Raw genomic sequence first — 24939 nt, forward strand, 5'->3', positions numbered from 1 at the left:
GCACCAATGAATGTGGCCATCTATGGATCGTGTGTCTCTCGAGACGTCCTCCGCGTCCACCCCGTGGCCCCGGTCGCGGCATACGCGGCGAGGTCGTCCTGGGTCTCCGCCCTGACCCCGCCCGTGGCGGAGCCGGACGCAGACATCGGACTTGCCTCGGACTTCCAGGCGCGCATGGTGCGGGACGACTTCGCATCCACCGCGCCCGCCGCACTCGACGCAGGGGATGCCCTGTTGCTCGATCTCACCGACGAGCGCTTCGGCGTGATCGAGTACGGGGGGGGCTTCATCACTCCGTCCAATGAGTTCCGCCGTTCGGCGTGGAACGACGTCGTGGTGGGGCGACGGATCCCCTTCGCCTCGGACGAGCACGTCGCCCTGTTCCGAGAACTGGCCCCCCGCATGAAGGAGAGGCTGCGCGGCCGACGCGCCTGGGTCCTGCGTGCACGCTTCGCCGACGTCACTGACACCGGCGAGTCCGTGTGCCGCTCCGACGGACGATCCGGTGACCAGTGGCAGGTCGCCTTCGCGCCCTACTTCGCGGTGCTGGAAGAGCTGGGGCTGCCGATCCTCGACGTGCCGGACGAACTGGCCGTGGCCTCCAAGGACCACCTCTGGGGCGCAGCGGCCATGCACTATGCGGACCCGTTCTATGCCTGGGTCGCCGACCGGCTCACCGATGCCCCCACGATCGACTGATCGGCGGCGGGCCCCGCGCCGCGCCCGGAGTTCCTAGAATGGTGCGGTGACTCTGACGGACCCCACCCCCCGCACCACCCCGCTCGCGCAGGACGGCGCCGCCGCGCGCCCGCACGAGGGTCTGACCTATGAGGTCCGCACCTTCGGCTGCCAGATGAACGTGCACGACTCCGAGCGCATCTCCGGCCTGCTCGAGTCCACCGGCTACGCCCCGGTCGCCGAGGACGCCCAGGCCGACCTCGTGGTCTTCAACACGTGCGCGGTCCGCGAGAACGCGGACAACCGCCTGTACGGCAACCTCGGCAACCTGCGCGCGGTGAAGGACGCGCACCCGGGCATGCAGATCGCCGTCGGCGGGTGCCTCGCCCAGAAGGACCAGGCCGCCATCCAGCGCAGGGCCCCGTGGGTGGACGTCGTCTTCGGCACCCACAACATCGGCTCCCTGCCCGTGCTGCTGGAGCGCTCGCGCCACAACGCCGAGGCCGAGATCGAGATCCTCGAGTCGCTCGAGGTGTTCCCCTCCACCCTGCCCACCAAGCGGGACTCCACGCACTCCGGCTGGGTGTCCATCTCTGTGGGCTGCAACAACACGTGCACGTTCTGCATCGTCCCGTCGCTGCGCGGCAAGGAGAAGGACCGCCGCCCCGGGGAGATCCTCGCCGAGGTGCAGGCGCTCGTCGACGCCGGCGCCGTCGAGGTCACGCTGCTGGGCCAGAACGTGAACACCTACGGCGTCGAGTTCGGCGACCGCGGCGCGTTCGCCAAGCTGCTGCGCGCGTGCGGGGAGATCGAGGGCCTCGAACGCGTCCGCTTCACCAGCCCCCACCCGGCCGCGTTCACGGACGACGTCATCGACGCGATGGCCGAGACCCCCAACGTCATGCCGCAGCTGCACATGCCCTTGCAGTCGGGCTCGGACAAGGTGCTCAAGGACATGCGCCGCTCCTACCGGTCCGCGAAGTTCCTGCGGATTCTGGAGAAGGTGCGCGAGCGCATCCCGCACGCCGCCATCACCACGGACATCATCGTCGGCTTCCCCGGGGAGACCGAGGAGGACTTCGCCGAGACGATGCGGGTGGTCGAGGCCTCCCGCTTCTCCTCCGCGTTCACCTTCCAGTACTCCATCCGCCCGGGGACCCCCGCCGGGGAGATGGACCACCAGGTGCCCAAGGCCGTCGTCCAGGAGCGCTTCGAGCGCCTCGTGGCGCTGCAGGACCGGATCTCGGCCGAGGAGATGGCCACGCTCGTCGGCACCCGCCAGGAGCTGCTCGTCACCGCCGACTCCGGCTCCAAGGCCGCCGAGCGCGGCCGCCTGTCCGGGCGCGCACCCGACAACCGCCTCGTGCACTTCTCCGTGCCCGCCGGCGCCGAGACCCCCCGCCCCGGCGACTTCGTCACCGTGACGGTCACCGAGGCCCACCCGTTCTTCGCCGTCGCCGACCCGACCGCCCAGGACTACGTCCTGCGCCGCTCCCGCGCCGGCGACGCGTGGGACCGCGCCCAGGCCGAGTCGTGCGGCGCGCCCGCCCCCGGCACGGCGGGCGGCTCCGGGCCCACCAGCCTCGGCATGCCGACCCTGCGCCCGCGGTCCTGATGTCCGCCGCCGCGTCCCGGCCGCCCGTCGTCGCCGTCGTCGGGGCGACGGCGACGGGCAAGTCCGCCCTCGCCGTCGCCCTGGCACACGCGCTGGACGGCGAGGTGGTCAACGGGGACGCCCTGCAGTTCTACCGGGGGATGGACGTGGGCACGGCGAAGGTCACGCAGGCCGAGCGCGAGGGCGTCCCGCACCATCTGCTGGACGTGCTCGACGTCGGCCAGGAGGCCTCGGTGGCGGCCTTCCAGTCCGCGGTCCGCGACCTGTTCGCCCAGATCCGCGCGCGGGGTCGGACCCCGATCCTCGTGGGCGGCTCCGGGCTGTACGTGCGGGCGGCGCTGGACGTGCTCGAGTTCCCGCCCACGGACCCGGCGCTGCGGGCCGAGCTGGAGGCGCGCGCGCAGCGGGAGGGCCTGGCCGGGCTGAGGGCCGAGCTGGCCTCCCTGGACCCGGTCTCGGCGGAGCGGCTGCAGGACGCCCGCCGCATCGTGCGCGCGCTGGAGGTGTGCCGGCTGACGGGCCGTCCGTTCTCCGCGTTCATGCCGGAGCGCACGTACGCCCCGGAGGTCGCCCCCGTGGTGCAGCTCGGCCTGCGCCTGGACCGGGCCGAGCTGCACCGGCGGATCGCGGCCCGGGTGGAGCGCATGCTGGCCGAGGGGCTGCTGGACGAGGTCCGCCGCCTCGACGTCCCCGGGCCGGACGGGCTGCGGCAGGGACCGACCGCGTCCCGCGCGATCGGCTACGCCCAGATGCTCGCCGTCCTCGACGGCGAGCTCACCGAGGCGGAGGCGGCCGACCAGACCGTCGTGGCCACGCGCCGGTTCGCCCGCCGCCAGGAGACCTGGTTCCGGGCCGACCCGCGCGTCGTCTGGCTCGACGCGCAGGACGAGGACGTCGTGGCGGAGGCGCTCGCCGTCGTCGCCGGGGACGCCACCTAGACTGGGCCCATGACCGAGCAGCCCGCGGCGCCCGCCGCCCAGGACCCCCTCCACGCGAGCGCGCCGCGCGTGCCGTTCACGAAGGGCCATGGCACGGGCAACGACTTCGTGCTGATCGCCGACCCGGACGGCAACACGCAGCTCGACGCCCAGCGCGTCGCACGGCTGGCTGACCGGCACCGGGGGATCGGCGCCGACGGCGTCATCCGCGCCGTGCGCTCGGCACGCCTGCCGGAGGGTGAGGCGCTGCTCGCCGAGCACCCCGAGGCCGAGTGGTTCATGGACTACCGCAACGGCGACGGCTCGATCGCCGAGATGTGCGGCAACGGGGTGCGCGTCTTCGTGCACTTCCTGGTCGAGAAGGGCCTCGTGGACCTGGCCCCCGGCCGGGCGATCACCATCGGCACGCGCGCCGGCGTGAAGGCCGTGACCCGGCTCGAGCACGGCTACGCGATCGACATGGGCCCCTGGTCGTACCTCAACCCCGAGCTGGCGGAGGAGGCGGCGTCGGACTCGATGGTCCTCGCCCACGGCCTCACCGATCCGCGTCCGGCGCTGAGCGTCTCGATGGGCAACCCCCACACCGTGGTCCCGCTGGCCTCCTTCGCCGACCTGCAGGGCCTGGACCTGGGCCGCGCCCCCGAGGTGGACCCCGCCCCGCCGCACGGCACGAACGTCGAGTTCGTGGCCGCGCACGAGCCGCTCGTGCGCGAGGGCGTCGGCCGCGTGCGGATGCGCGTGCACGAGCGCGGGGTGGGCGAGACCCAGTCCTGCGGGACGGGTGCGTGCGCGGTGGCCGTGGCGATGCGCGCGTGGTCGGGCGACCAGGGCACCGACTCGTGGCTCGTCGAGGTGCCCGGCGGCGTGCTGGCCGTCGACGTCGTGCCGGGCCCGGAGGGGGCCGAGCACGTGGTCCTCTCGGGCCCGGCCGAGCTGGTCTTCGACGGCGAACTCACCGCCTGACCGCTGTCGTTCGGGAAACGGCGGGCCACGAACCGCTGTCGTTCGGGAAACGGCGCCTCAGCGCGCCCGCGCCACCCGCAGGATCCGGAAGCCCTTGACGCTGTCCGCCCGCTCCGCGGTGAACCGGCCGGGCGCGCGCTCCTCGAGCATCCGGCCGATCCACGGCAGCAGCGAGTCCGCGCCGAGGTTCTTCTGCACCACCAGCCAGGCCTCGCCGCCGGGGGCCAGGCGCGGCAGCCACCGCTCCAGCAGGGCGTGCAGCGCCGGCTTGCCGATCCGGATGGGCGGGTTGGACCAGATGAGGTCGAACTCCGCGCCCTCGGGGACGTCCTCCGGCCGCAGTGCCACGAGATTGTCGAGACCCAGCGCCGCGGCGTTGTCGCGGGTCAGCTGCAGGGAGCGGTCGTTGACCTCGACGGCGGTCACCTCCGCCTCGGGCGACCGCAGCGCCAGCGTGAGGGCGATCGGTCCCCAGCCCGCGCCGACGTCGAGGAACCGGCCCCTCGCCGGCGGCGCGGGCACGGCCGAGAACAGGGCCGCGGTGCCCTTGTCCAGACCGTCCGGGGAGAAGATCCCGTTGGCCGTCTGGACCTCGACGTCGCGGCCGGCCAGGCGTGTCCGCACGGTGCGCCGCCGCTCGGGCGCGGAGGGGTCGGCGTCGAAGTAGTGGGATGCGGAGCTCACGGCGACCATGGTAGCCAGCGGGTCGTCGCGGCCCTCAGCCCGACGCCGGCCCGGCCAGGTCCGCGAGGATCGCGCGCACGGCGTCGCGCCCGGCGCGGTTGGCCCCGACCGTGGACTGGGAGGGCCCGTAGCCGAGGAGGAACAGGCGCGGCTCGTCCAGGGCGCGCCCGCCCGCCACGCGGATGCCGCCGGCGGGCGTGCGCAGCCGCAGGGGAGCGAGGTGCCGGATCGCCGGCCGGAAGCCGGTGGCCCAGAGGATCACGTCCGCCGGTTCGAACGAGCCGTCGGGCATCCGCACCCCGTCCGGCTCGACGGCCGTGAACATGGGGTGGCGCACCAGCACGCCTCGTGACTCGGCCTCGCGCACCCAGGACGAGCGGTGCATCCCGGTCGCCCCGACCACGGAGCCCGGCGGCAGGCCCGCACGGGTCCGTTCGTCCACCCCGCGCACCGACTCGGCCAGGGCGCCGGGTGCGGCCGAGTCCTGCCACCGCGGTTCGCGGCGGGTCACCCACAGGGTGTCCGCGACCGTGGAGATCTCGGCCAGCAGCTGCGTCGCCGAGACGCCCATGCCCACGATCACCACCCGCTGCCCGGCGAACTCGTCTGTCAAGGGCCATTGAGTTCTGCCCATAGGCGGCCAGTGTTTCTTCCCGCTGGTGGCCATCAGAACTGCCCACTGGTGGCCAGCTGGTTTGCCCGTTTGGGTGGTGGTGCTGGCCACCGTGATGGGATCAGTTCAGTGGCATGACTCCCTTCCCGGCCATTGCCTGGGTCATCCGTACGGAGTCTCCGGTGGTCTGGCACACGTGGGCGTGGTGCAGGAGCCGGTCCACGGTGGCGGTGGCCAGGGTCTTGGGCATCAGCTCGTCGAAGCCGGCCGGGTGCAGGTTCGAGCTGATCGCTACGGAGCGTTTCTCGTAGGCGGCGTCCACGATGCGGTAGAGGCCCTCGGCGGCATCGTCGGCGACCGGCAGCAGGCCGATGTCGTCGATGACGATCAGGTCGGCGCGCAGGATTCGGGCGACGGCTTTGGTGATGGTGTCATCGGGCCGGTGGGCCCGGATCATCGCCCCGAGGTCCTCCAGGGTGAACCAGGCCACCCGCTTGCCCTCCTCCACGGCCTGCTGGCCCAGGGCCTCGAGGAAGAAGGTCTTGCCGGTGCCGGAGGGCCCGCAGACCACGAGGTTCTCTCTGCGCGAGAGCCATTCCAGGGTGCGCAGGGACTGCTGGGTCGGGGCCGGGATCGAGGAGGCGCCCGGATCCCAGGTCGTGAAGGTCTTGCCGGTGGGGAACCCGGCGGCCTTGCGCCGGGCGGCGAGCATGGATCGGGCCCGACCGGTGGTCTCCTCGACCAGCAGGGCCTTAAGGACCTCGGCCGGCTCCCAGCGTTGGGCCCGGGCGGTGGCCAGTACCTCGGCGGCGATACCGCGGGCGTGGGGCATCTTCAGCTGCCGCAACAGCGCCTCCAAATCGGCCGGCAGCGCCGGTGCGGCGGTGTTCGGGGTGTGGATGCTCACCGGGCTGCCCCCTCGGTGTTGGAGGTACCGAGGCCGGCCCAGCCGGCGGTGCCCTGGGTCAGGGACCGTTCCTCGGTGGCGGTGTGCATCCCGGTGCGGTGGCCGGCGGCGGTGAGCAGGGAGGCCAGGTCGCCGTGGGCGAAGCGCTGGTGCACCGCGGCCACCCCGAGGGCGCGGTCGACCTGGTCGGTGCCGGCGAGCTTGGCCAGGGTGACGGCCTCGGCCATCTTCTGACCGATCCGGCTGGTGCCGGCCGCGGCGGCCTCCACCAGCCAGGTCCTCGCTCCGGCCCCGATGGCCAGGAACTCGGCCTCCGCCGCCGAACGGGGCACCGGGGTGTAGTCCCCGGGCACCTTGTCCGTCTCGTGGCCGGGGAAGTGCGCGTCGTCGATGGCCGGGGACCCGGGCCGGGCCACCCGGTGCCGGGCGACCTCCACCGGCCCCTGCGCACCGGCGTGCATGATCACCACCATCGAGTCCGGTCCGGTGCCGTGATGGCGCACGAACACCTCGGCCCCGAGCAGGTGCGCGGGCACCGAGTACTGGGCGTTTTCGAAGGAGACCATCGGCGTGTTCTCCGGCACCTTCCGTCCCACCCCGTAGGCCACGGTGTGCGCCGTGGCGGGGATCCGATGCAACGCGCTGGTCTCCTCGGCGAGCATGTGGTCCGGGCGGCGCCGGGTCACCCGGTGCTCCCGGGAGTTCACCATGGCCATGAACCCCGCGCAGGCGGCCTCGAGCTCAGCGAACGAGGCGTACTGGTCCCGCAGGTTGGTGTCCTTCGGGACCAGGTCGGCCTTGGCCAGCTTCACCGCGTTCTCCACCCCGCCCTTGGCGGCCGGATCCGCTGGCTGGCAGGTCAGCACCTCCACGCCGTAATGCCGAGCGAACGCCACGGTGGCCTGGTTACGCACCGGCACCCCGGCCACATGAGAGACCGTCACTGTCTTCTCGTTATCCGTCAGCACATAGGTCGGCGCGCCCCCGATCAGCCGGAAGCACCGGTCCAGGGCGGCGAACACACTCGGAGCCGTCCTATCACGCAGGGCGATGACGATCCGGTAGCGGGACCAGGCCAGCCAGGCCACGAACAGCACCGTCTTGGCCCCGTCGATCGCCGGCCCATCGCCGAAGTCGTACTGCAGCCATGCGCCCGGCTCGGTGATCCAGGGCCGGTGCACCCGGCGCTTCCCGGCCCGCCAGGCGGCCTTCACCTCGGCCACCGCCCGCCGGGTGGAGCGCTCAGAGCCGGTGTAGCCCATTGCGGTGAGCTTGGCGTGCACGACATCGGCGCGGATCCTGCCCGTGGAGGCCTCGACCCATTCCTCGATCTTGGGCAGCCAGACATCGGTGACCTTCGGGCGGCTGGCTCCGGATCCAGGGGTCTGGCCGGCGTCGCGGGCCCGCACCAGCCGGGCCACGGTGTGATGGGAGCAACCGGCCAGCTCGGCGGCGCCCCGCAATGACTTGGTCAGGTCATAGGCACTGAGTATTTTCATGGTTTCTGCGGCATCCTTCATTCAGGGCCTCTTCCTCGCTGGATTCGATTCGACACCGATATCCAACCCGGGGAGGAGGCCCCCGCCGGCTCACGACGCGGCGGGCAACGAGCAACGCGGGCAAACCAGATGGCCAGCACCGGGCAGTTCCCGTGGCCATCACTGGGCAGTCCTCATGGCCGTCAGCGGGTCATTCCCTGGCCACCTATGGGCAGCTTTTCATGGCCGCTTACACTCGTCCTTGGACACGTAGTCACGGGTGTGCAGCTGCCGGCCGCGGAACGAGCGCATCCCGGGCACCGAGGGCCACCGTGGGGACGTCCAGGTGCCGGTCGCGTTGACCACGAAGTCCGCCCGCCACGTGCCCGGCGCCCCGTCCGTGCGGACGAAGAACCCGCGCGCACGTCCCGGCTCGCCGATCCGCTCGACGCGCCTCACGCGCACGGGCCGCCGGATCGGCAGGGCGAACCGTGCCTCGTAGTCCGCGAAGTAGGCCGGCAGCAGGGTGTTGGCGTGCGCGGCCGGGTCGGCCGGCGGCACCGGGTCGCCGGGCAGCTCGTGGATGTGGTTGACGGTGGCCATCGTGAGCGAGTCCCAGCGGTGCTGCCACGCCCCGCCCGGGGCGGTCTCCGCGTCGAGCACCACGAACGTGCCGGGGGCGTCCTCGGGGACGCCGGCGGCGCCGTCGTCGTTCGGACCCAGCCCCACGAAGCCGCGGCGGCGCAGGTGGTAGGCGGCGGACAGCCCCGCCTGGCCCGCGCCGATCACGACGACGGTCGCCCGGCCCGTCCGGCCGGGCTGCGGCGGGGCAGGGGAGGGGGACGCGGTCATGCCCGCAGGATACGTGCGCGTCGTCGGCGAACCGGGCGCCGGGGCCCCTGTCGCCCACACGCGCAGCCCGGTACACTCGACGCCCATGTGGATCTTCCTGCGCTGACGCCCCCGCGTCACTGCCCGCCCCCGCCCCCTCGCGCGCCCGCCTCGGATGAGGCCGTCGAGCGCGCCCCGGCACCTGATGGAGATCCCACCATGGACGATGTGGTCCGCCCCTGCACGCCCGCCGACGAGACCTCGTGGCTGCGGTGCCGCGTGCTCGCCTTCCTCCCGCGAACGGAGCCGCCGCGAGATCGTCGCAGCGCGGCGCCGACCCCTGCCCACACGGCCGTGCGCGTCACCCGTCACGTCCGCCCCCTGCGGACAGCCGCCTAACGCGTCCGCGCACCCCTCTACCCTGAGAGCATCGGGCCACCCGACCGCGGCGGCCCAGAGGAGACCATGACTGAGAAGAACCAGCACACCCCCGGCCCCCAGGGCGCCCACGGCTCCGAGGACGAGATCCAGGCCGTGATCGACCGCATCCTGGCCGCCGATGACGCTCGCCGCGCCTCCGAGCGCGAGGCGACCGGGCGCGGCTCCGCGGACAGTGTGGTCGCGGACCACGAGGACGCTCCCGACGCCGGCACCCCGGACCGCTCCGGCGCGCTCGCGGGCCGTGCACTCGCCCTGGACGAGGGCGAGGACGGGCACACGGACGCCGACGGTGACCAGGACGAGCTCGCCGCGCGCCACTCCCTCAAGCGCGTGCAGGGCCTGTCCACCGAGCTCGAGGACATGACCGAGGTCGAGTACCGCCAGCTGCGCCTGGAGCGCGTGGTGCTGGCGGGCGTCTGGACCGAGGGCTCCGCGGAGGACGCGGAGAACTCCCTGCGGGAGCTGGCCGCGCTCGCCGAGACCGCGGGCTCGGAGGTGCTCGACGGCGTCATCCAGCGCCGCGCCACCCCGGACCCGGCCACGTTCCTCGGCAAGGGCAAGGCGCAGGAGCTCGCCGAGATCGTGGCGCTCTCCGGTGCGGACACCGTGGTGGTGGACTCCGAGCTCGCCCCGTCCCAGCGTCGCGCGCTGGAGGACGTGGTGCGGGTGAAGGTGATCGACCGGACCGCGCTGATCCTGGACATCTTCGCCCAGCACGCGAGCTCGCGTGAGGGCCGCGCCCAGGTCGAGCTCGCGCAGCTCGAGTACCTGCTGCCGCGCCTGCGCGGCTGGGGCGAGTCCATGTCCCGGCAGGCCGGCGGCCGTGCCGCCGCCGGCGAGGGCATCGGCTCCCGCGGCCCCGGCGAGACCAAGATCGAGCTGGACCGCCGCCGCATCCGCACCCGCATGGCGAAGCTGCGCCGGGACATCGCCGGGATGAAGCCGGCACGCGAGGCCAAGCGCGCCAACCGTCGTCGCAACCGGGTGCCGTCCGTGGCGATCGCCGGGTACACCAACGCCGGGAAGTCGTCCCTGCTCAACCGCCTCACCCACGCCGGGGTGCTCGTGGAGAACGCCCTGTTCGCCACGCTGGACCCCACCGTGCGCAAGGCCATGACGCCGGACGGCATCGGCTACACCCTCTCGGACACGGTCGGCTTCGTGCGGAACCTGCCCACGCAGCTGGTCGAGGCGTTCCGCTCCACCCTCGAGGAGGTCGCGGACGCGGACGTCATCCTGCACATCGTGGACGGCTCGCACCCGGACCCCGAGGGCCAGATCGCCGCGGTGCGCTCCGTGTTCGCGGAGGTGCACGCGCACCGGATCCCCGAGATCATCGTGCTGAACAAGGCGGACGCCGCGGACCCGGCCGTCATCGCCCGGATCCGGGCCAAGGAGCCCCACGCCGTGGTGGTCTCGGCGCGCACCGGCGAGGGCATCGACGAGCTCGAGCGCGCCATCGCGGCCACCATCCCGCGGCCGGACGTGCGGCTCGAACTGCTGATCCCGTTCACCCGGGGTGAGCTGGTCTCCCGCCTCCACTCGGCGGACGCGGAGATCCTGGCCGAGGGCTACGAGGAGGGCGGCACCCGCCTGTCCGTGCTGGTCCGTGAGGACATCGCGCCGGACTTCGCCGAGTTCGTCGTGGAGGCGGACGCGTTGTGAGCGGCGGGGCGGAGGAAGTCGGGGCAGGCGGCGCGCAGCCCCGCACGGAGCACGAGCGCGAGGCACTGCGCCTGCTGGACGCCGCGGTGCAGGCCACCGGCGGCCAGCACCGCGCGGGCCAGCGGGAGATGGTGCTGCAGGTGGCGCGCGCCCTCGAGTCGCGCCGCCACCTGCTCGTGCAGGCCGGCACCGGCACCGGCAAGTCCCTCGCCTACCTCATCCCCGCGATCCAGCACGCGATGACGCAGGAGGACCCCGTCGTCGTCGCCACGGCCACGCTCGCCCTGCAGGCCCAGATCATGAAGCGGGACGCCCCCCGGCTGGTCGAGGCGCTCAAGGACGAGCTGCCTCGCGAGCCCGTCGTCGCCCTGGTCAAGGGCCGCTCCAACTACCTCTGTCGCCACAAGGTGGACGGCGGCTACCCCGGGGATGAGGGCGAGGAGGCCCTCTTCACGGTCGCCGACGACGGCGGGATGATCGGCTCCGCCACGGACGGCGCCGCCGGGCCCTCCTCCCTGTTGGGCAAGGAGGTGATGTACCTGCGGGCGTGGGCGGACCAGACCGAGACCGGTGACCGCGACGACCTCGAGGTCCCCGTCACCGACCGCGCGTGGCGGCAGGTCTCCGTCTCCGCAGTCGACTGCCTCGGCGCGTCCCGCTGCCCCCAGGCCGAGGAGTGCTTCTCCGAGCGGGCCCGCGCGGACGCGGCGGACGCGGACGTCGTGGTCACCAACCACGCGATGCTCGCCATCAGCGCCTTCGAGGGGCTCGCGGTGCTGCCGGCGTACTCGGCCGTTATCGTGGACGAGGCCCACGAGCTCCAGGACCGGGTGACCGGTGCGGTCACCGGGCAGCTGTCCGGGTCGATCGTGCACGGCGCGGCCACCTCGCTGCGCCGCCACACCACGGTGGCCGTGGAGGATCTGATCGAGGCCGGGGCGGCCCTGGACCGCGCGTTCACGGACACCCCGTCCGGCCTGATCGCCGCCGGCCCGGACGAGGTGCAGGAGCAGGCCCTCACCGGCGTCCTCACGGCCGCGCGCCAGTGCCTGTCCGACCTCGGCCAGGACAAGGACAAGGAGGCCGACGCCGACGGCGGACGGCAGATGGCGCGCTCGCGGATCCTCGAGGTCCTCGAGGTGGTGGAGCGCATGCTCGCGGCCCGGCCCGAGGCCGACTTCCCCGAGGTGCTGTGGGCCACCCGCCCCGGCCACTTCGAGCCCGGCGTGGGCTGGCAGCCGGGGGACGAGACCGACCCGCCCCAGCTCTACGTGGCCCCGCTCTCGGTGGCCGGCAAGCTGCGGGAGGGCCTGTTCGGCAAGGCGACGACGGTGCTCACCTCCGCCACGCTCACCGTGGGCTCGGGGGAGCGCCGGTTCGACTCGGTGGCCGGCGACGTGGGCCTGGCCGGCCCGGACGCCCCGAAGTTCGAGGCCCTCGACGTCGGCAGCCCCTTCGACTACCCGCGTCAGGGGGTGCTCTACGTGGCCCGGCACCTGCCCCGGCCCGGCCGGACGGCCTCGCCCGAGTCCCTGGATGAGCTCGAGGCGCTCCTGAGGGCGTCGCGGGGCGGGGCTCTCGGCCTGTTCTCCTCGCGCCGGGCGGCCGAGGACGCCGCCGCCGAGATGCGCCGTCGGCTCGGGCCGAAGACCACGATCCTGTGCCAGGGGGACGCGACCCTCTCCGCCCTCGTGCGCCAGTTCTCCGAGGAGCCGGACACGTCCCTGTTCGGGACCATGAGCCTGTGGCAGGGCGTGGACGTGCCGGGGAACTCGCTGCGGCTCGTGGTGATCGACCGCATCCCGTTCCCGCGGCCGGACGACCCGCTCTCCCAGGCCCGCACCCGGGACGTCGCCCGGCACGGCGGCAACGGGTTCATGCGGATCTCCGCCACGCATGCGGCCGTGCGCATGGCCCAGGGCGCCGGGCGCCTCGTGCGCTCCGTGACGGACCGCGGCGTGGTGGCCGTGCTGGACCCCCGCCTGGCCACCGAGCGGTACGGCGGCTACATCACCAGCGCCCTGCCGGACTTCTGGCGCACCACGGACCGCGACGTCGTCCGCGGGGTGCTGGCACGGCTCGCCTCGGGCGATTGACCTCGCTCGGCCTCGGGCCGTCGGCCCGGCCGGAGGGAGCGGGTCAGAGCGAACGCAGGACCGTGACGACCCGCCCCATCACGGTGGCGTGATCGCCGAGGATGGGCTCGTAGGCCGTGTTCTGGGGGAGGAGCCAGGTGTGCCCGTCGCGGCGGCGGAAGGTCTTCACGGTGGCCTCGTCGTCGAGGAGGGCCGCGACGATGTCGCCATTCTCCGCCGTGTCCTGCCGGCGCACCACCACCCAGTCGCCGTCGCAGATCGCGGCGTCCACCATCGAGTCGCCCGTGACGCGCAGCATGAACAGCTCGCCCTCGCCCGTGAGGCGTCGCGGGATCGCCATGACGTCCTCGACCTGCTGCTCAGCCAGGACCGGGCCGCCCGCCGCGATGCGGCCGACCCAGGGGACCGGCACGCTGTCCGCCTCGTCTGCGCCGGTGTGCCACGCGGGGATCGCGGAGACCCGCGACGACGGCGCAGCGGTGGGGGAGGCGGCCTCGCCCAGCGGGGTGCCGTCCACGTCGAGCAGCACCTCGAGGGCACGCGGGCGTCCGGGGTCGCGCCGGATGTAGCCGTGCCGCTCGAGACGGCCCAGCTGGTGCGTGACGGAGGAGAGCGAGGCCAGGCCCGCGGCGTCGCCGATCTCGCGCATGGAGGGCGGGTAGCCGTGGTCGGCGATCGCGTCCCGGATGGTCTGCACGATCCGCCGCTGGCGGTCGGTGAGCGGCGCGCGCGCCGCCGGCTGATCGTCGGTGGTGCTCATGGCTGCCGTCCGTTCTCCCGGGGTGATGGTGGCCGGACTCGTGTTCCGGCGTCCGGCTGCCGTCCGGACGCTTACCGTGTCCGCCCCCGCTGGTTGCCTGTGTCTTGGCGGTCCCGGGGCGTTCCGGGGCGTCCGTGCATGGCCTCGAGCCTAGAGGAGAGCCACCTCTCCTTCAAAGATATGTTCGATCTCGTCGTGGCATGTCTCGAACACCTGTGCTAGAAAGGCATTCGAACGGATTCGAACACATGTTCGATCACCTGGAGGGCATCCGCCCCGGAGGAGGACACCATGACGCTCACCACCGCCCAGTTCGCCGGCTCGCCCGCGACGGCGCGGCCGCGTCCGGCCACCATCCGTCTGACCCGCCGCGGCCGCCTCGTGCTGCGGGGGATCCCCGTGATCGCCGCGGCCGTGGCCGCCACGCTGGCGGCCGCCTTCTTCCTGGGTGTGCTGCTGTCGCCCGCCGCGGTGTCCGCGGACACCGCGGGGCCCGCCACCCAGTCCGTCACGGTCATGCCCGGGGACAGCCTGTGGACCATCGCCACCACGGTGGCTCCGGAGGCGGACGTCTACGAGGTGATCGCCACGATCGACGAGCTCAACGGGCTCGAGGGCCGGGCCCCCGCGCCGGGCGAGGAGCTGTTCGTCCCGGCCACGCGGTGACGCACGGCGGGCCTCGCCCTCCACGCTTCCTAGACTGGCGGCCATGACCGACCTCAGCTCTCTGCCCCTGCGTGAGAACCTCCGCGGCCTGAGCCCCTACGGCGCCCCCCAGCTGGACGTGCCGTACATGCTCAACACCAACGAGAACACGCATCCGGTGCCGGAGGAGGTCGCCACCGCCATCGCCGAGCGGGTCGCGGCCGTCGCCGGGGGGCTGAACCGCTACCCGGACCGCGAGTTCACGGGGCTGCGACGTGCGCTCGCCGGCTACCTCGGCCACGGCCTCACGGCGGACCACGTGTGGGCCGGCAACGGCTCCAACGAGATCCTGCAGCAGATCCTCCAGGCCTTCGGCGGCCCCGGGCGGACACTGCTGAGCTTCCTGCCCTCGTACTCCATGTACCCGCTGCTGGCCGGCGGCACGGACACCGTGTTCGTGGACGGCGGCCGTGCCGAAGACCACACCCTCAGCGCCGAGCACGCGGCGGCCATGGTGCGGGAGCACCGTCCGCACGTCGTCTTCCTGGCCTCGCCCAACAACCCGACGGGCACCGCCCTGGACCTGGCGACCATCGAGGCCGTGTACGCCGCGCAGGCGCAGAACGAGGCCGCCGGCGGGCCCGGCGCCATGGTCGTCGTGGACGAGGCCTACGCGGAGTTCGCCCTCGCCGGCACCCGCTCCGCCCTCACCCTCCTGCCCGGCCGTGAGCGGCTGATCGTCACGCGCACCATGTCCAAGGCGTTCGCCCTGGCCGGCGCGCGCCTGGGCTACCTGGCCGCGGACCCCGCCGTCGCCGACGCCCTGCGCCTGGTGCGCCTGCCGTACCACCTCTCCGCGGTCACGCAGGCCACGGCGGAGGCCGCCCTCGATCACGTGGACGCGCTGCTGCGCACCGTGGAGGACATCAAGGCCCAGCGCGACCGCATCGTCTCCACCCTGCGCGGCCTGGGACTGAGGCCCTCGGTGTCCGACTCGAACTTCGTCTTCTTCGGTCACCTCGAGGACGCGTCCGACGTGTGGCGCCGCCTGCTCGACCGCGGCGTCCTCGTGCGGGACGTCGGCATCCCGCACCACCTGCGCGTCACCGCCGGCACCGAGGCGGAGACGACGGCGTTCCTCACCGCTCTCGCGGAGGTCCTCGGCGAGACCGGGGACCGGTCCTGAGGCGTCACCGGAGTCTCGGCGTCCGCCCGGCTCCCTAGGATAGGGACAGCGCGCGCGGCGCCCCGGCCCGCCGGCACCGGCCGCGCGCACCCGCATCCCCCCGCACCCGTCCCGGACCGGTGCGGACCCAGCCCGAGGAGGACCCGTGGCAGCCGAGTTGATCTCCGGACGCCGTGCGCGCATGACGCGCACCACGAGCGAGTCGGACGTGTACGTCGAGATGGATCTGGACGGCACCGGCCGCGCTGAGATCTCCACCACCGTGCCGTTCTACGACCACATGCTCACCGCGCTGTCCCGGCACTCCCAGATCGACCTGACGGTCCGTGCCACCGGGGACACGCACATCGACGTGCACCACACGGTCGAGGACGTCGCCATCACCCTGGGCGAGGTGCTCAAGACCGCGCTCGGGGACAAGTCCGGCATCCGCCGCTTCGGCGAGGCGTCCGTGCCGCTGGACGAGGCGCTGGCGCGCGCCGTCGTCGACGTCTCCGGCCGGCCGTACCTCGTGCACGAGGGCGAGCCCGAGGGCCAGCAGTACCACCTCATCGGCGGGCACTTCACCGGTTCCATGACCCGCCATGTGTTCGAGTCGATCACGTACCACGCGGCGATCTGCCTCCACATGGACGTCGTGCGAGGCCGGGATCCGCACCACATCGTCGAGGCGCAGTTCAAGGCCTTCGCCCGCGCCCTGCGCGCCGCCGTCGAGGACGACCCCCGCATGACCGGCGTGCCCTCCACCAAGGGCGCCCTCTGATGGCCCGCCCCACCACCGTCCCCGGCGTGCGGCCGCGCGTCGCCGTCCTGGACTACGGCTCGGGCAACGTGCACTCGGCGCTGCGTGCCGTGGAGCGGGCCGGCGCGGAGGTCGAGCTCACGCGCGATCCGCAGGCCGTGCAGGAGGCCGACGGGCTGCTCGTGCCCGGCGTCGGGGCGTACGCGTCCGTGATGCGGGCACTGACCGAGGTCGGCGGCACCCGCTGGATCGGCCGCCGCGTGGCCGGGGGCCGACCCGTCCTCGGCATCTGCGTGGGCCACCAGATCCTCTTCGACGCCGGCGTCGAGCACGGCGAGCGCACCGCAGGCATGGGGGAGTGGCCGGGTGTCGTCGCCGAGCTGCCCGCCGAGGTCCTGCCCCACATGGGCTGGAACACCGTCCGGCCGCCCGAGGGCAGCGCCCTCTTCGCGGGCATCGAGGACGAGCGGTTCTACTTCGTCCACTCCTACGGCGTGCTCGAATGGGAGTTCGACCAGACGATCTCCGCCATGCGTCCGCCCCAGGTCACCTGGGCGCACCACGGCGCGGACTTCATCGCCGCCGTGGAGAACGGCCCCCTGTCGGCCACGCAGTTCCACCCCGAGAAGTCCGGGGACGCCGGGCTGCAGCTGCTGCGCAACTGGCTGGAGACCCTCTGATGCCCTACTGGTCCGTCCTCTACCTCGCCCTCGGCGGGCTGCTGCTCGGCGCCGCCTGGTCCATGCGCACGCAGAAGGCGCCGCTGTGGGCCATCGTGATCGTCCTCGTGCTGGCCGGCATGGCCATCGCCGCCTCCTTCCTGACCGTCGGCGCCTGACCGCGCCGGCCGCCCCACCCGAGAGGAACCCCATGACCCCGAACGCCCCCGCCCTCGAGCTGCTGCCCGCCGTCGACGTCCAGGACGGCCAGGCCGTCCGCCTCGTCCAGGGCGAGGCCGGCAGCGCCACCTCGTACGGCGACCCGGTCACCGCCGCCCTGGACTGGCAGCGCGCCGGCGCGGAGTGGATCCACCTCGTGGACCTGGACGCGGCCTTCGGTCGCGGTGACAACCGCGAGGTCATGCGCCGTGTGGTGGAGGAGATCGGCGTGAAGATCGAGCTGTCCGGCGGCATCCGCGACGACGCCTCGCTCGAGAACGCCCTCGAGATGGGTGCGGCGCGCGTGAACCTGGGCACCGCCGCCCTCGAGGACCCGGACTGGACCGCGCGCGTCATCGAGCGCTTCGGCGACCGGGTGGCCGTGGGCCTCGACGTGCGCGGCACCACGCTCGCCGCCCGCGGCTGGACCAAGGAGGGCGGCGACCTCTGGGAGGTGCTCGCCCGCCTCGAGGATGCCGGCTGCGCCCGCTACGTGGTCACCGACGTCACGAAGGACGGCACGCTCAAGGGGCCGAACACGGAGCTGCTCGCCCAGGTCTGCGCGAAGACCGCGAAGCCGGTCGTCGCCTCGGGCGGCATCTCCTCCCTCGAGGACGTTGCCGCGCTCGCGGCCATGACCGGCCAGGGCGTCGAGGGCGCGATCATGGGCAAGGCGCTGTACGCCGGCCGCTTCAGCCTGGAGCAGGCGCTGGCCGTCGCCGGCGGCGCCACGGTGGAGCAGGCGCGCTCCGAGCAGCCCGGCCCGGTCGCCCCGTGACGGGCTCGCACGACGACGGCGGCCTGGCCCGCGGCGACGGGCTCGGTCCGATCGACGAGACGGTCGCGGTGCCGCATCCGGCGGCCCGGGAGCTGCCGGGGCACATCCGGGCCGCACTCGACCGCATGCGGGAGAAGACCGCGGGCGAGAACACCGCGGACACCGCGGGCATCCCGTGGCAGGGCCGCGACCTCTCCGGCCCCGGCGTGGACGGCTCCGCGAACCCGTTGCACGTGTTCGACGAGGACGACGGCACCAGCCCGGCCGAGTGGACCGCCGTCATGGCGGCCCTGACGGACGGCTCCGCCGGTGAGCGGGAGGTGACGGAGGTGCTCGCGCGCATCCGCGTGTTCGCCGCCGTCGTGCCCACCCTCGCCGGGGACGAGGACGACGTCCACGACCACGCCGACCACACCGGCCACGAGCACGACGTCGCGGCGCACGGGGACAAGGCCGCGGACGTGGCCCTCGTGACCATGCGCGCGCCGGACGGCCGGCAGGCGCTGCCGGTGTTCACGAACGTGCCCGCGCTGACGGCGTGGAACCCGGTCGCCCGACCCGTGGCCGTGTGGCTGCCGCGTGCCTGCCTGTCCGCCGTGGACGAGGGCTGTGAGCTCGTCGTCATCGACGCCGGCGCCGAGCACACGTACGTGGTGCGACGCCCGGCCGTGTGGTCGCTCGCCCAGCAGAGGGAGTGGACCCCCGCCTATCGGGACCAGGAGATCGCGGACGAGATCGCCGAGATCGCCGACCTGGTCCCGAACCTGTTGAACCTGGGCCTCGCACCCGGGTCGGGGGTGGCCACACACACGGGTTCCGGCGCGGTGATGAACGGAGGCGGGGCCGGGCCCGAGCTGCAGATCGTCGCGATGCCCACCCGGGACGCCGACGCGGCCGGGGTGCGCCTGATGACGGCCACGCTCAAGACCCTCCTGGCAGACCTGCCGCTGCTGGCCGAGCGGGCCGACTCCGTGGAGATCACGGTCCGCCGACCCTGATCGGTCGCCCGGCCTGTCCGGTACCGTTGAGGGGGAGGGGAGGGCCCGTGGTGGCCCCACCCCATCCTGGAGGCCGTGCGCCGCGCGCCGGCCCCATGCCTCCCATCCTCCGAGGAGTACCCATGAGAACCAGAACCTTGACCGGCGTCGCCACCGCGGCGCTGGGCGCGGTGGTGGTGGCCGGTGCCGGCCCCGCCCTCGCGCAGACCACGCTCACCCAGGGCTCGGCGATCACCGCGCCGGCCGGGGCGTGCAGCCTGACCATCGTCGACGACGCCACCGCCTACACCGCGGCCCACTGTGGTGCGGGCCAGTGGCAGATCGGCTCGACCGTCCGCGACGTCGACGGCACCGCGATCGGCACCGTCTCGGCACTGCCCGGCGATTCGGGCGTGGACGCGGTCCGCGTGGCCCTGGCCGACGACGTCGACGTCGTGGGCGACTGGTCCACGCGGCCGGCCTCGTCCATCGGTGTGGGCGAGACCGTCTACACCCACGGCTCGTCCGTGCCGCTGGGCGCGCCGAACACCGTGTCCCACACGCAGACCTTCGAGGCCGCCACGGTCTGCGACGACGCGTACGCGGATCAGGTTGCCCTCGACACCGCCTCGACCTACGCCGGCGACTCGGGCGGGGCCGTCTATGACGCCCAGCAGCGGGTGGTCGGGGTCATCTCGGGCATCGCCCCGGTGACCTTCGACGCCGAGGGCAACGTGGTGGGCTGCGACGCCCAGGCGATGTCCTCGATCATGGTCCCGGTCGAGTCCCTCGACGCGCTGGACGCCTCCGCGGCGCCCGCCGCCGAGACCGCCGCGGCCGCGGAGACCGCTCCGGCCGCCGAGACCGCCCCGGCGATCGCCGACGTCGCGGGCCCCGTGGCCGACGAGGACCTGCCCACCGGCGGCGAGCCCGCCGTGGACGAGTCCGAGCTGACCGAGTTCACGCCGGCTGAGGAGGAGGCCATCGCGGCCGAGCTCAAGGCCCGCGCCGAGGCCGCCGCGGAGGAGGAGGCCGCCGAGGCGGCCCCCGCTGCTGAGGCCCCGGTCGCCGAGGCCGCTGCGCCGGGCGTGACCGACGTCGTGGCCGCGCCCGCCGAGGGTGTCGCCTACGGCACCCAGGTGGTCGCGCAGACGGATCAGGGCGGCTTCGCCTCCGTCACCGTCACGGCCTACGACGCCGACGGCACGGTCCTCGGCCAGGACGGCCTGGACCTCACCGGCGAGTACCGCGCCTGGCTGCCCGTGCCGGCCGAGGTGCCCGCGGGCGGCTCCGTGGTGGTCACCGTGGTCGACGCCGCCGGCGCCGCCACGGACGCCACCGTGACCCTGGGCGGTCAGCTGGTCGGCTGATCGATTCCGCCCCGAACGACACGACGAGGCCCGGTGATCCCGCACGGATCACCGGGCCTCGTCACGTCCCGGGGCGGCCCCGGCCAGGTGGGGACGCGGTCAGCACAGCCCCTCGAGCCGCCGTCCCAGGCGGGAGAAGATCCGGGTGAGGGACTCCGCCTCGCCCGGCGCCAGGTCGCCGAGGAAGAGCTCGTCCACCTGCCGGGCGTGCTCGATCGCGGCGCGCCGGAAGGCGGACCGGCCCTCGTCGGTGAGGACGGCCTCGAAGCCCCGCCGGTCACAGGCCACCGGGCGGCGGTCGATCAGGCCGCGGGCCACGAGCGTCTTCACCTGGTAGGTGATGCGCGACGGGGAGAAGACCATCCGGGACGCCAGCTCTCCCAGCCGGAGCCGGCCCTCGGGGGACTCGTAGAGGAGCAGCAGCAGGTTGTAGTCGGCCAGCGACATGCCGCAGTCCTGTTTCAGGCGGCGCTCCAGGACCTCCGTGAGCATCTGGGTGGCCTCGAAGTACGCGCGCCAGGCGCGCTTGGGCGGGTCCACCGGGCGGTGCGCCTCCGAGGCGGAGCCGAACCAGCCGCCGTCGGGCTCCGCCGGCGCCGCGTCCTGCGTGGCGGGCTCAGGGGCCGGGGTTGAGGAGCTGCTCAAAGGGGGTCACCTCCAGGTCGAGGTCCGCGGGCGCGGCGGCGCGTGCCCGCGGGGGGCGGTTCAGGGTGATCTCGGCCAGGTCGCGTCCGGCGGCCCGGATGCGGGACTGCAGCGGGTCGGTCCGCATCGAGGCCTGCACGCCGGCCGCCTCGCCCCAGTCGTCCGAGGCCGCGAAGACCGCGGTCGGCACGATGCGGGCCTTGAGGTAGGCGAACAGCGGCCGCATGGCGGTGTCGATCATGAGCGAGTGGCGGGCGGTGCCGCCGGTGGCGCCGAGGAGCACGGGCACCCCGACGACGGACGTGGGCTCCGCGAGGTCCCAGAAGGACTTGAACAGGCCCGAGTAGGAGGCCTTGTACGTGGGCGAGACCGCGATGACGGCGTCGGCCTGGGCGACCTCGTCCAGGGCGGCGCGCAGGGCCGGGGAGATGGCGAAGGTCACCAGGGCCTGCGCGATGTCCACGGCGAGCTCCCGCAGCGTGATCAGGTGGATCTGCGGGACCACGCCGTGCTCGGAGAGCGCGGCCGAGGCGGATTCCGCCATGCGTTCGGCGAGCATGCGGGTCTGGGACGGGTCCCCGGACCCGCCGGAGACCACGGCGAGGTGCCGGGCCTGCGGCGTGAACGGGGCGGAGGCATCGACGGCGCCGGGGGTGGTCACTTCGCGGCACCGCCCTTCGCGGCATCGGCGGCGGCGCGCTGCTCGGCGGCCGCAGCGCGGTCGAGCTGGGCCGGCGATCCCTCCTTGCCGCCGGGCACGGGGGCCTCGCCGCGGCGGGCGCGCGCCACGAGGAACTCGTGGGTCGGGGCCGCCGGGACGTCGTCCGGCTTCAGAGCGTCGAACTCCTTGCGGAGCACGGGCAGGACCTCCTCGCCGAAGAGGTCGATCTGCCGGAGGACGGTGTCCGTGGGCAGGCCGGCGTGGTCGATGAGGAACATCTGGCGCTGGTAGTCGCCCACCCAGTCGCGGAACGTGAGCGTGCGCTCGATGACCTGCTGCGGCGAGCCGACCGTCAGGGGCGTCATCCTCGAGAAGTCCTCGAGGGAGGGGCCGTGGCCGTAGACCGGCGCGTTGTCGAAGTAGGGGCGGAACTCCGCCACGGCGTCCTGCGACTTCTTCGCCATGTAGGCCTGGCCGCCCAGGGCCACGTACGCCTGATGGGCCTTGCCGTGGCCGTAGTACTCGTAGCGCTGGCGGTACAGGCGCACCATCTGGATGACGTGCTCCTTGTTCCAGAAGATGTTGTTGTGGAAGTAGCCGTCGCCGTAGTAGGCGGCCTGCTCGGCGATCTCGGAGGAGCGGATGGAGCCGTGCCACACGAAGGGGGCGACGCCGTCCAGGGGCTGCGGGGTGAGGGTGAAGTCCTGCAGCGGGGTGCGGTGATTGCCGCTCCAGTCCACGGTCTCCTCGTGCCACAGGCGATAGAGGAGGTTGTAGTTCTCCACGGCGAGCTGGATGCCCTGGCGGATGTCCTTGCCGAACCACGGGTACACGGGGCCGGTGTTGCCGCGGCCCATCGTCAGGTCCACGCGACCGTCGGCGAGGTGCTGCAGGTACGCGTAGTCCTCGGCCAGACGCACCGGGTCCATGGTGGTGATCAGGGTCGTCGCCGTGGAGAGCTGGAGGGTCTCGGTCTGCGCGGCCAGGTAGGCCAGCAGCGTGGGCGGGTTGCCCGGGGCCACGAAGGGCGGGTTGTGGTGCTGACCGGTCGCGAACACCTCGAAGCCCGCCTGCTCGGCGTGGCGGGCGATCTTGACGGTGTCCTTGATCCGCTGATGCTCGGTGGGGGCGGTCCCGTTCGTCGGATCGGCGGTGATGTCACCGATCGTGAAGACGCCGAACTGCATGGTGTGCTCCTCAGTGTGCCCGGGGGAGGGTCTCACGGTGCCGGCCGCGCCGTCGCCGTGTCCTTCAAAAATGAACTATACCGCACAACGAGCCGCCCCGTCCTGAATATTCCGCAGGGCCCGACACGGCAGACTGGTCCCATGAGCCCCGCCTTCGACGCCGGTCGCCTCGCCCACACGGACGTCCTCATCCTGCAGCAGGTGACGAGCTTCCTGTCCAACGACATCCAGGTGACGGACCCGGACGGGCGCACCGTCGTCTCGGTGGTCACTACGGGCGGGGGCCTGGGCCGAATGCTGATGGGGAACCGCAGCTTCGACGTGGTCGACGGTGACGACGGCCGCGTGCTCTTCCGCCTCGCCGACCCGGCCACGTTCGGCCGCGACCGCTTCGCGATCCTGGACGCCGACGGGCTGCCCCTGGCCCACCTCGCCCGCCAGTTCGCGTTCCTGCGGACGTCCGTGAGCGTCGAGGTCGTGGACGGCACGTGCTTCGCGGTGATCGGCGACCTGTGGGACCACGACTACGCCATGACCGTGGGCCAGCAGCCGATCGCCCGCGTGACCGCGCGGTTCGGAGGTGTCATGAACGCCCTGGCCGGGCGCTCGCGGTACGAGATGCGCCTGGAGCCCGGCATGCCGCCCGTGGTGCGCTGCGCCGTGCTCGGCACGGCCATCGCCCTCGACCTGATCCGGGCCAAGGACCGGCGCAGCACCAGCTGAGTCCGCTGGACGTGCGGCCGTCTCGGCGGCGCCTCCGGGGCGTGCCTTGACGCCTCCCATAGGATTCGACGGTGGACTTCGGAGCGTACGGACGGCTGTTGCAGGACCCTCGGATCCGCCATCTGCTGGCGGTGGGGTTCATCGCCCGCTTCCCGCACACCGCGGCCGGGGTGATCCTCACCCTCCACGTGGCGCTCACGCTGGGGCTGGGCTACGGCCAGGCCGGCCTGGCCGCGGCGGCGATGACGCTGGGCATCGCGGTGGGTTCGCCGTGGCGGGGCCGCGTGGTGGACGCGAAGGGGCTGCGCCGCGCACTGCTGCCCTCCGTGATCGCGGAGGCGGTGATCTGGCCGATCGTCCCGTGGCTGCCGTTCTGGCCGATGCTCCTGGCCGTGTTCCTGGGCGGCGTGTTCTCGCTGCCGATCTTCTCCGTCGTCCGTCAGGGACTCGGCGTGCTCACCCGCGGCAAGGACCGGCAGACGGCCTTCGCCCTGGACTCCATCGTCACGGAGACGATCTTCATGATGGGCCCGGCGCTGGGCGCCGTCGTCGCGGCCACGTGGTCGAGCGCCCTCGGCCTGACCATCGTGGGCCTGTCCAGCGCGCTGGGCGGCATCCTGCTGATGTGGTTCAACCCGCCGACACGGTCGAGTCAGCTGGCCGTCGTCGGACCGGCGACCGAGGACCCGTACACCGAGGAGCAGGACCGTCAGGAGGCGATCGCCCAGGCGGTGACCGCCGCGCCCATGCACGTGGAGATGGCCGCCCCCAGCCTGGCCACTGGCGCACTGCCGGCCATCACGGAGGCCATCCCGATCGTCAGCGGGGCGCTGCCGGTGATCGCCGCGGACGGCTCCGGGCCGACGACGGCGCCGCGCCGGGCCCGGGCCGAGCGGCTGCGGCAGTGGCGGCGGAGCCACTTCTCCTGGGTCGGGTCGGAGGTGCTCGGCGTGCTCGTGGTGTCGATGGCGGCCGGGATCGTCATGGTCGGCACCGAGGTCTCGATGGTGGCCGAGCTGGAGTCGCAGGGCGCCGCGGCGTCGGTGGGTCTGGTGTATGCGTTCTGGTGCGGCGCCTCCGCCGTGGGCGGGCTGTTCTACGGGGCGTGGGGCCGCCAGGTGCACCCGTACCTGCTGATGGCGCTGTTCGCCGTGGCGACGGTGCCGCTCGCGCTCGTGGACGGCGTGTGGGCGCTCGCGCTGGCCTCGATCCCCTCCGGCCTGCTGACGGCGCCGACCCTGGCCTCGGCCTCGTCGCGGCTGTCGCATCTCGTGGAGGAGGAGCGGCGTGGCGAGGCGATGGGCTTCTACGGCTCGGCCATGACCGCGGGCGCCGCGATGGGCGCCCCGCTGGCCGGCGTGTTCATCGACAGCATCGCCCCGTCCGCGGGCTACGTGTTCGCGGCGGCCGCGGGCTTCGTGCTCGTGCTGCTGGCCGCCCTGGCGACGGTGGCGCGCGGGCGGCGCTCCGCCTGAGTC

The 24939-nt window shown here is 73.4% G+C and carries 24 protein-coding genes and 1 pseudogene; 16 read left to right on the plus strand and 9 right to left on the minus strand.

What is annotated here, in order from left to right:
- Positions 1-6: 6 nt before the first annotated feature.
- From AC3RJ9_RS03265 to dapF, 4 genes are read left to right on the plus strand one after another with little or no spacing between them, the layout of a single operon-like run.
- Positions 7-699 (plus strand): DUF6270 domain-containing protein, encoded by a 693-nt coding sequence (locus AC3RJ9_RS03265; RefSeq protein WP_236557952.1) that lies wholly within the window; start codon positions 7-9, stop codon positions 697-699.
- A gap of 46 nt (positions 700-745) precedes the next feature.
- Entirely contained in the window at positions 746-2293 is a 1548-nt protein-coding gene (gene miaB / locus AC3RJ9_RS03270; protein WP_271437800.1) for a tRNA (N6-isopentenyl adenosine(37)-C2)-methylthiotransferase MiaB, read from the plus strand.
- Entirely contained in the window at positions 2293-3231 is a 939-nt protein-coding gene (gene miaA, locus AC3RJ9_RS03275) for a tRNA (adenosine(37)-N6)-dimethylallyltransferase MiaA (protein WP_489727708.1), read from the plus strand. The genes miaB and miaA overlap by 1 nt, the downstream gene beginning before the upstream one ends.
- A gap of 9 nt (positions 3232-3240) precedes the next feature.
- A complete protein-coding gene (dapF, locus tag AC3RJ9_RS03280) occupies positions 3241-4194 on the plus strand; it encodes a diaminopimelate epimerase (RefSeq protein WP_049147223.1) in 954 nt (317 codons plus the stop codon).
- A gap of 57 nt (positions 4195-4251) precedes the next feature.
- Here the strand turns inward: dapF and AC3RJ9_RS03285 are convergent, their stop codons facing one another.
- The 5 genes and pseudogenes from AC3RJ9_RS03285 to AC3RJ9_RS03305 form a co-directional block, all read right to left on the minus strand.
- Complete coding sequence (locus AC3RJ9_RS03285) at positions 4252-4887, minus strand: class I SAM-dependent methyltransferase (RefSeq protein WP_049147222.1); 636 nt, start codon at positions 4885-4887, stop codon at positions 4252-4254.
- A gap of 25 nt (positions 4888-4912) precedes the next feature.
- Positions 4913-5485 (minus strand): annotated as a pseudogene (locus AC3RJ9_RS03290) (pyridine nucleotide-disulfide oxidoreductase); the annotation flags it as partial.
- 127 nt (positions 5486-5612) lie between these two features.
- Positions 5613-6398 carry an IS21-like element helper ATPase IstB gene (gene istB, locus AC3RJ9_RS03295; RefSeq protein WP_010078636.1) on the minus strand — a complete coding sequence of 262 codons (786 nt, stop codon included), beginning with the start codon at positions 6396-6398 and terminating at the stop codon, positions 5613-5615.
- A complete protein-coding gene (locus tag AC3RJ9_RS03300; protein WP_031943827.1) occupies positions 6395-7918 on the minus strand; it encodes an IS21-like element ISMlu14 family transposase in 1524 nt (507 codons plus the stop codon). The genes istB and AC3RJ9_RS03300 overlap by 4 nt, the downstream gene beginning before the upstream one ends.
- A gap of 198 nt (positions 7919-8116) precedes the next feature.
- Complete coding sequence (locus AC3RJ9_RS03305; RefSeq protein WP_489727709.1) at positions 8117-8728, minus strand: hypothetical protein; 612 nt, start codon at positions 8726-8728, stop codon at positions 8117-8119.
- 444 nt (positions 8729-9172) lie between these two features.
- Here AC3RJ9_RS03305 and hflX point away from each other — a divergent pair, with 444 nt between their 5' ends.
- Both hflX and AC3RJ9_RS03315 read left to right on the plus strand, forming a co-directional pair.
- On the plus strand, positions 9173-10813 hold the full coding sequence (gene hflX, locus AC3RJ9_RS03310) for a GTPase HflX (RefSeq protein WP_078025990.1): 1641 nt from the start codon (positions 9173-9175) through the stop codon (positions 10811-10813).
- On the plus strand, positions 10810-12909 hold the full coding sequence (locus tag AC3RJ9_RS03315; RefSeq protein WP_489727710.1) for an ATP-dependent DNA helicase: 2100 nt from the start codon (positions 10810-10812) through the stop codon (positions 12907-12909). Before hflX ends, AC3RJ9_RS03315 begins: the two co-directional genes overlap by 4 nt.
- A gap of 43 nt (positions 12910-12952) precedes the next feature.
- Here AC3RJ9_RS03315 and lexA read toward each other — a convergent pair whose 3' ends face one another.
- On the minus strand, positions 12953-13669 hold the full coding sequence (gene lexA, locus AC3RJ9_RS03320) for a transcriptional repressor LexA (protein WP_020628152.1): 717 nt from the start codon (positions 13667-13669) through the stop codon (positions 12953-12955).
- A gap of 291 nt (positions 13670-13960) precedes the next feature.
- On the opposite strand from lexA, the gene AC3RJ9_RS03325 reads away from it, so the two are divergent.
- The 8 genes from AC3RJ9_RS03325 to AC3RJ9_RS03360 all read left to right on the plus strand — a co-directional run bounded on the left by AC3RJ9_RS03325 (position 13961) and on the right by AC3RJ9_RS03360 (position 20245).
- Positions 13961-14335, plus strand: a complete 375-nt coding sequence (locus AC3RJ9_RS03325) for a LysM peptidoglycan-binding domain-containing protein (protein ID WP_020628151.1) — start codon at positions 13961-13963, stop codon at positions 14333-14335.
- Positions 14336-14378: 43 nt separating this feature from the next.
- On the plus strand, positions 14379-15500 hold the full coding sequence (locus AC3RJ9_RS03330) for a histidinol-phosphate transaminase (RefSeq protein ID WP_020628150.1): 1122 nt from the start codon (positions 14379-14381) through the stop codon (positions 15498-15500).
- Positions 15501-15681: 181 nt separating this feature from the next.
- Positions 15682-16263 carry an imidazoleglycerol-phosphate dehydratase HisB gene (hisB, locus tag AC3RJ9_RS03335; RefSeq protein ID WP_152743305.1) on the plus strand — a complete coding sequence of 194 codons (582 nt, stop codon included), beginning with the start codon at positions 15682-15684 and terminating at the stop codon, positions 16261-16263.
- Positions 16263-16922 carry an imidazole glycerol phosphate synthase subunit HisH gene (gene hisH, locus AC3RJ9_RS03340; protein WP_004167703.1) on the plus strand — a complete coding sequence of 220 codons (660 nt, stop codon included), beginning with the start codon at positions 16263-16265 and terminating at the stop codon, positions 16920-16922. The genes hisB and hisH overlap by 1 nt, the downstream gene beginning before the upstream one ends.
- Positions 16922-17080 (plus strand): hypothetical protein, encoded by a 159-nt coding sequence (locus AC3RJ9_RS03345; protein ID WP_004167696.1) that lies wholly within the window; start codon positions 16922-16924, stop codon positions 17078-17080. The genes hisH and AC3RJ9_RS03345 overlap by 1 nt, the downstream gene beginning before the upstream one ends.
- 32 nt (positions 17081-17112) lie before the next feature.
- Positions 17113-17898 carry a bifunctional 1-(5-phosphoribosyl)-5-((5-phosphoribosylamino)methylideneamino)imidazole-4-carboxamide isomerase/phosphoribosylanthranilate isomerase PriA gene (gene priA, locus AC3RJ9_RS03350; RefSeq protein ID WP_020628149.1) on the plus strand — a complete coding sequence of 262 codons (786 nt, stop codon included), beginning with the start codon at positions 17113-17115 and terminating at the stop codon, positions 17896-17898.
- On the plus strand, positions 17895-18896 hold the full coding sequence (locus tag AC3RJ9_RS03355) for an SseB family protein (RefSeq protein WP_060973580.1): 1002 nt from the start codon (positions 17895-17897) through the stop codon (positions 18894-18896). The genes priA and AC3RJ9_RS03355 overlap by 4 nt, the downstream gene beginning before the upstream one ends.
- A 122-nt stretch (positions 18897-19018) precedes the next feature.
- The gene (locus AC3RJ9_RS03360) at positions 19019-20245 is read left to right on the plus strand and encodes a trypsin-like serine protease (protein WP_223247523.1); all 1227 of its coding nucleotides are present in this window, start codon (positions 19019-19021) and stop codon (positions 20243-20245) included.
- A gap of 99 nt (positions 20246-20344) precedes the next feature.
- Here AC3RJ9_RS03360 and AC3RJ9_RS03365 read toward each other — a convergent pair whose 3' ends face one another.
- The 3 genes from AC3RJ9_RS03365 to AC3RJ9_RS03375 are packed head-to-tail and all read right to left on the minus strand — an operon-like array spanning position 20345 to position 22738.
- Entirely contained in the window at positions 20345-20890 is a 546-nt protein-coding gene (locus AC3RJ9_RS03365; RefSeq protein WP_227717910.1) for a MarR family winged helix-turn-helix transcriptional regulator, read from the minus strand.
- A complete protein-coding gene (locus AC3RJ9_RS03370) occupies positions 20862-21551 on the minus strand; it encodes an FMN reductase (RefSeq protein WP_123244096.1) in 690 nt (229 codons plus the stop codon). The genes AC3RJ9_RS03365 and AC3RJ9_RS03370 overlap by 29 nt, the downstream gene beginning before the upstream one ends.
- Entirely contained in the window at positions 21548-22738 is a 1191-nt protein-coding gene (locus AC3RJ9_RS03375; protein WP_123244097.1) for an LLM class flavin-dependent oxidoreductase, read from the minus strand. Before AC3RJ9_RS03375 ends, AC3RJ9_RS03370 begins: the two co-directional genes overlap by 4 nt.
- A gap of 141 nt (positions 22739-22879) precedes the next feature.
- On the opposite strand from AC3RJ9_RS03375, the gene AC3RJ9_RS03380 reads away from it, so the two are divergent.
- Complete coding sequence (locus AC3RJ9_RS03380; RefSeq protein ID WP_123244098.1) at positions 22880-23461, plus strand: LURP-one-related/scramblase family protein; 582 nt, start codon at positions 22880-22882, stop codon at positions 23459-23461.
- Positions 23462-23532: 71 nt separating this feature from the next.
- On the plus strand, positions 23533-24936 hold the full coding sequence (locus AC3RJ9_RS03385; protein WP_123244099.1) for an MFS transporter: 1404 nt from the start codon (positions 23533-23535) through the stop codon (positions 24934-24936).
- The last annotated feature ends 3 nt before the right edge of the window (positions 24937-24939 follow it).

The sequence above is a fragment of the Micrococcus sp. 63XJN7_6_ISO-PGPR-S23-444 genome, assembly GCF_058072765.1.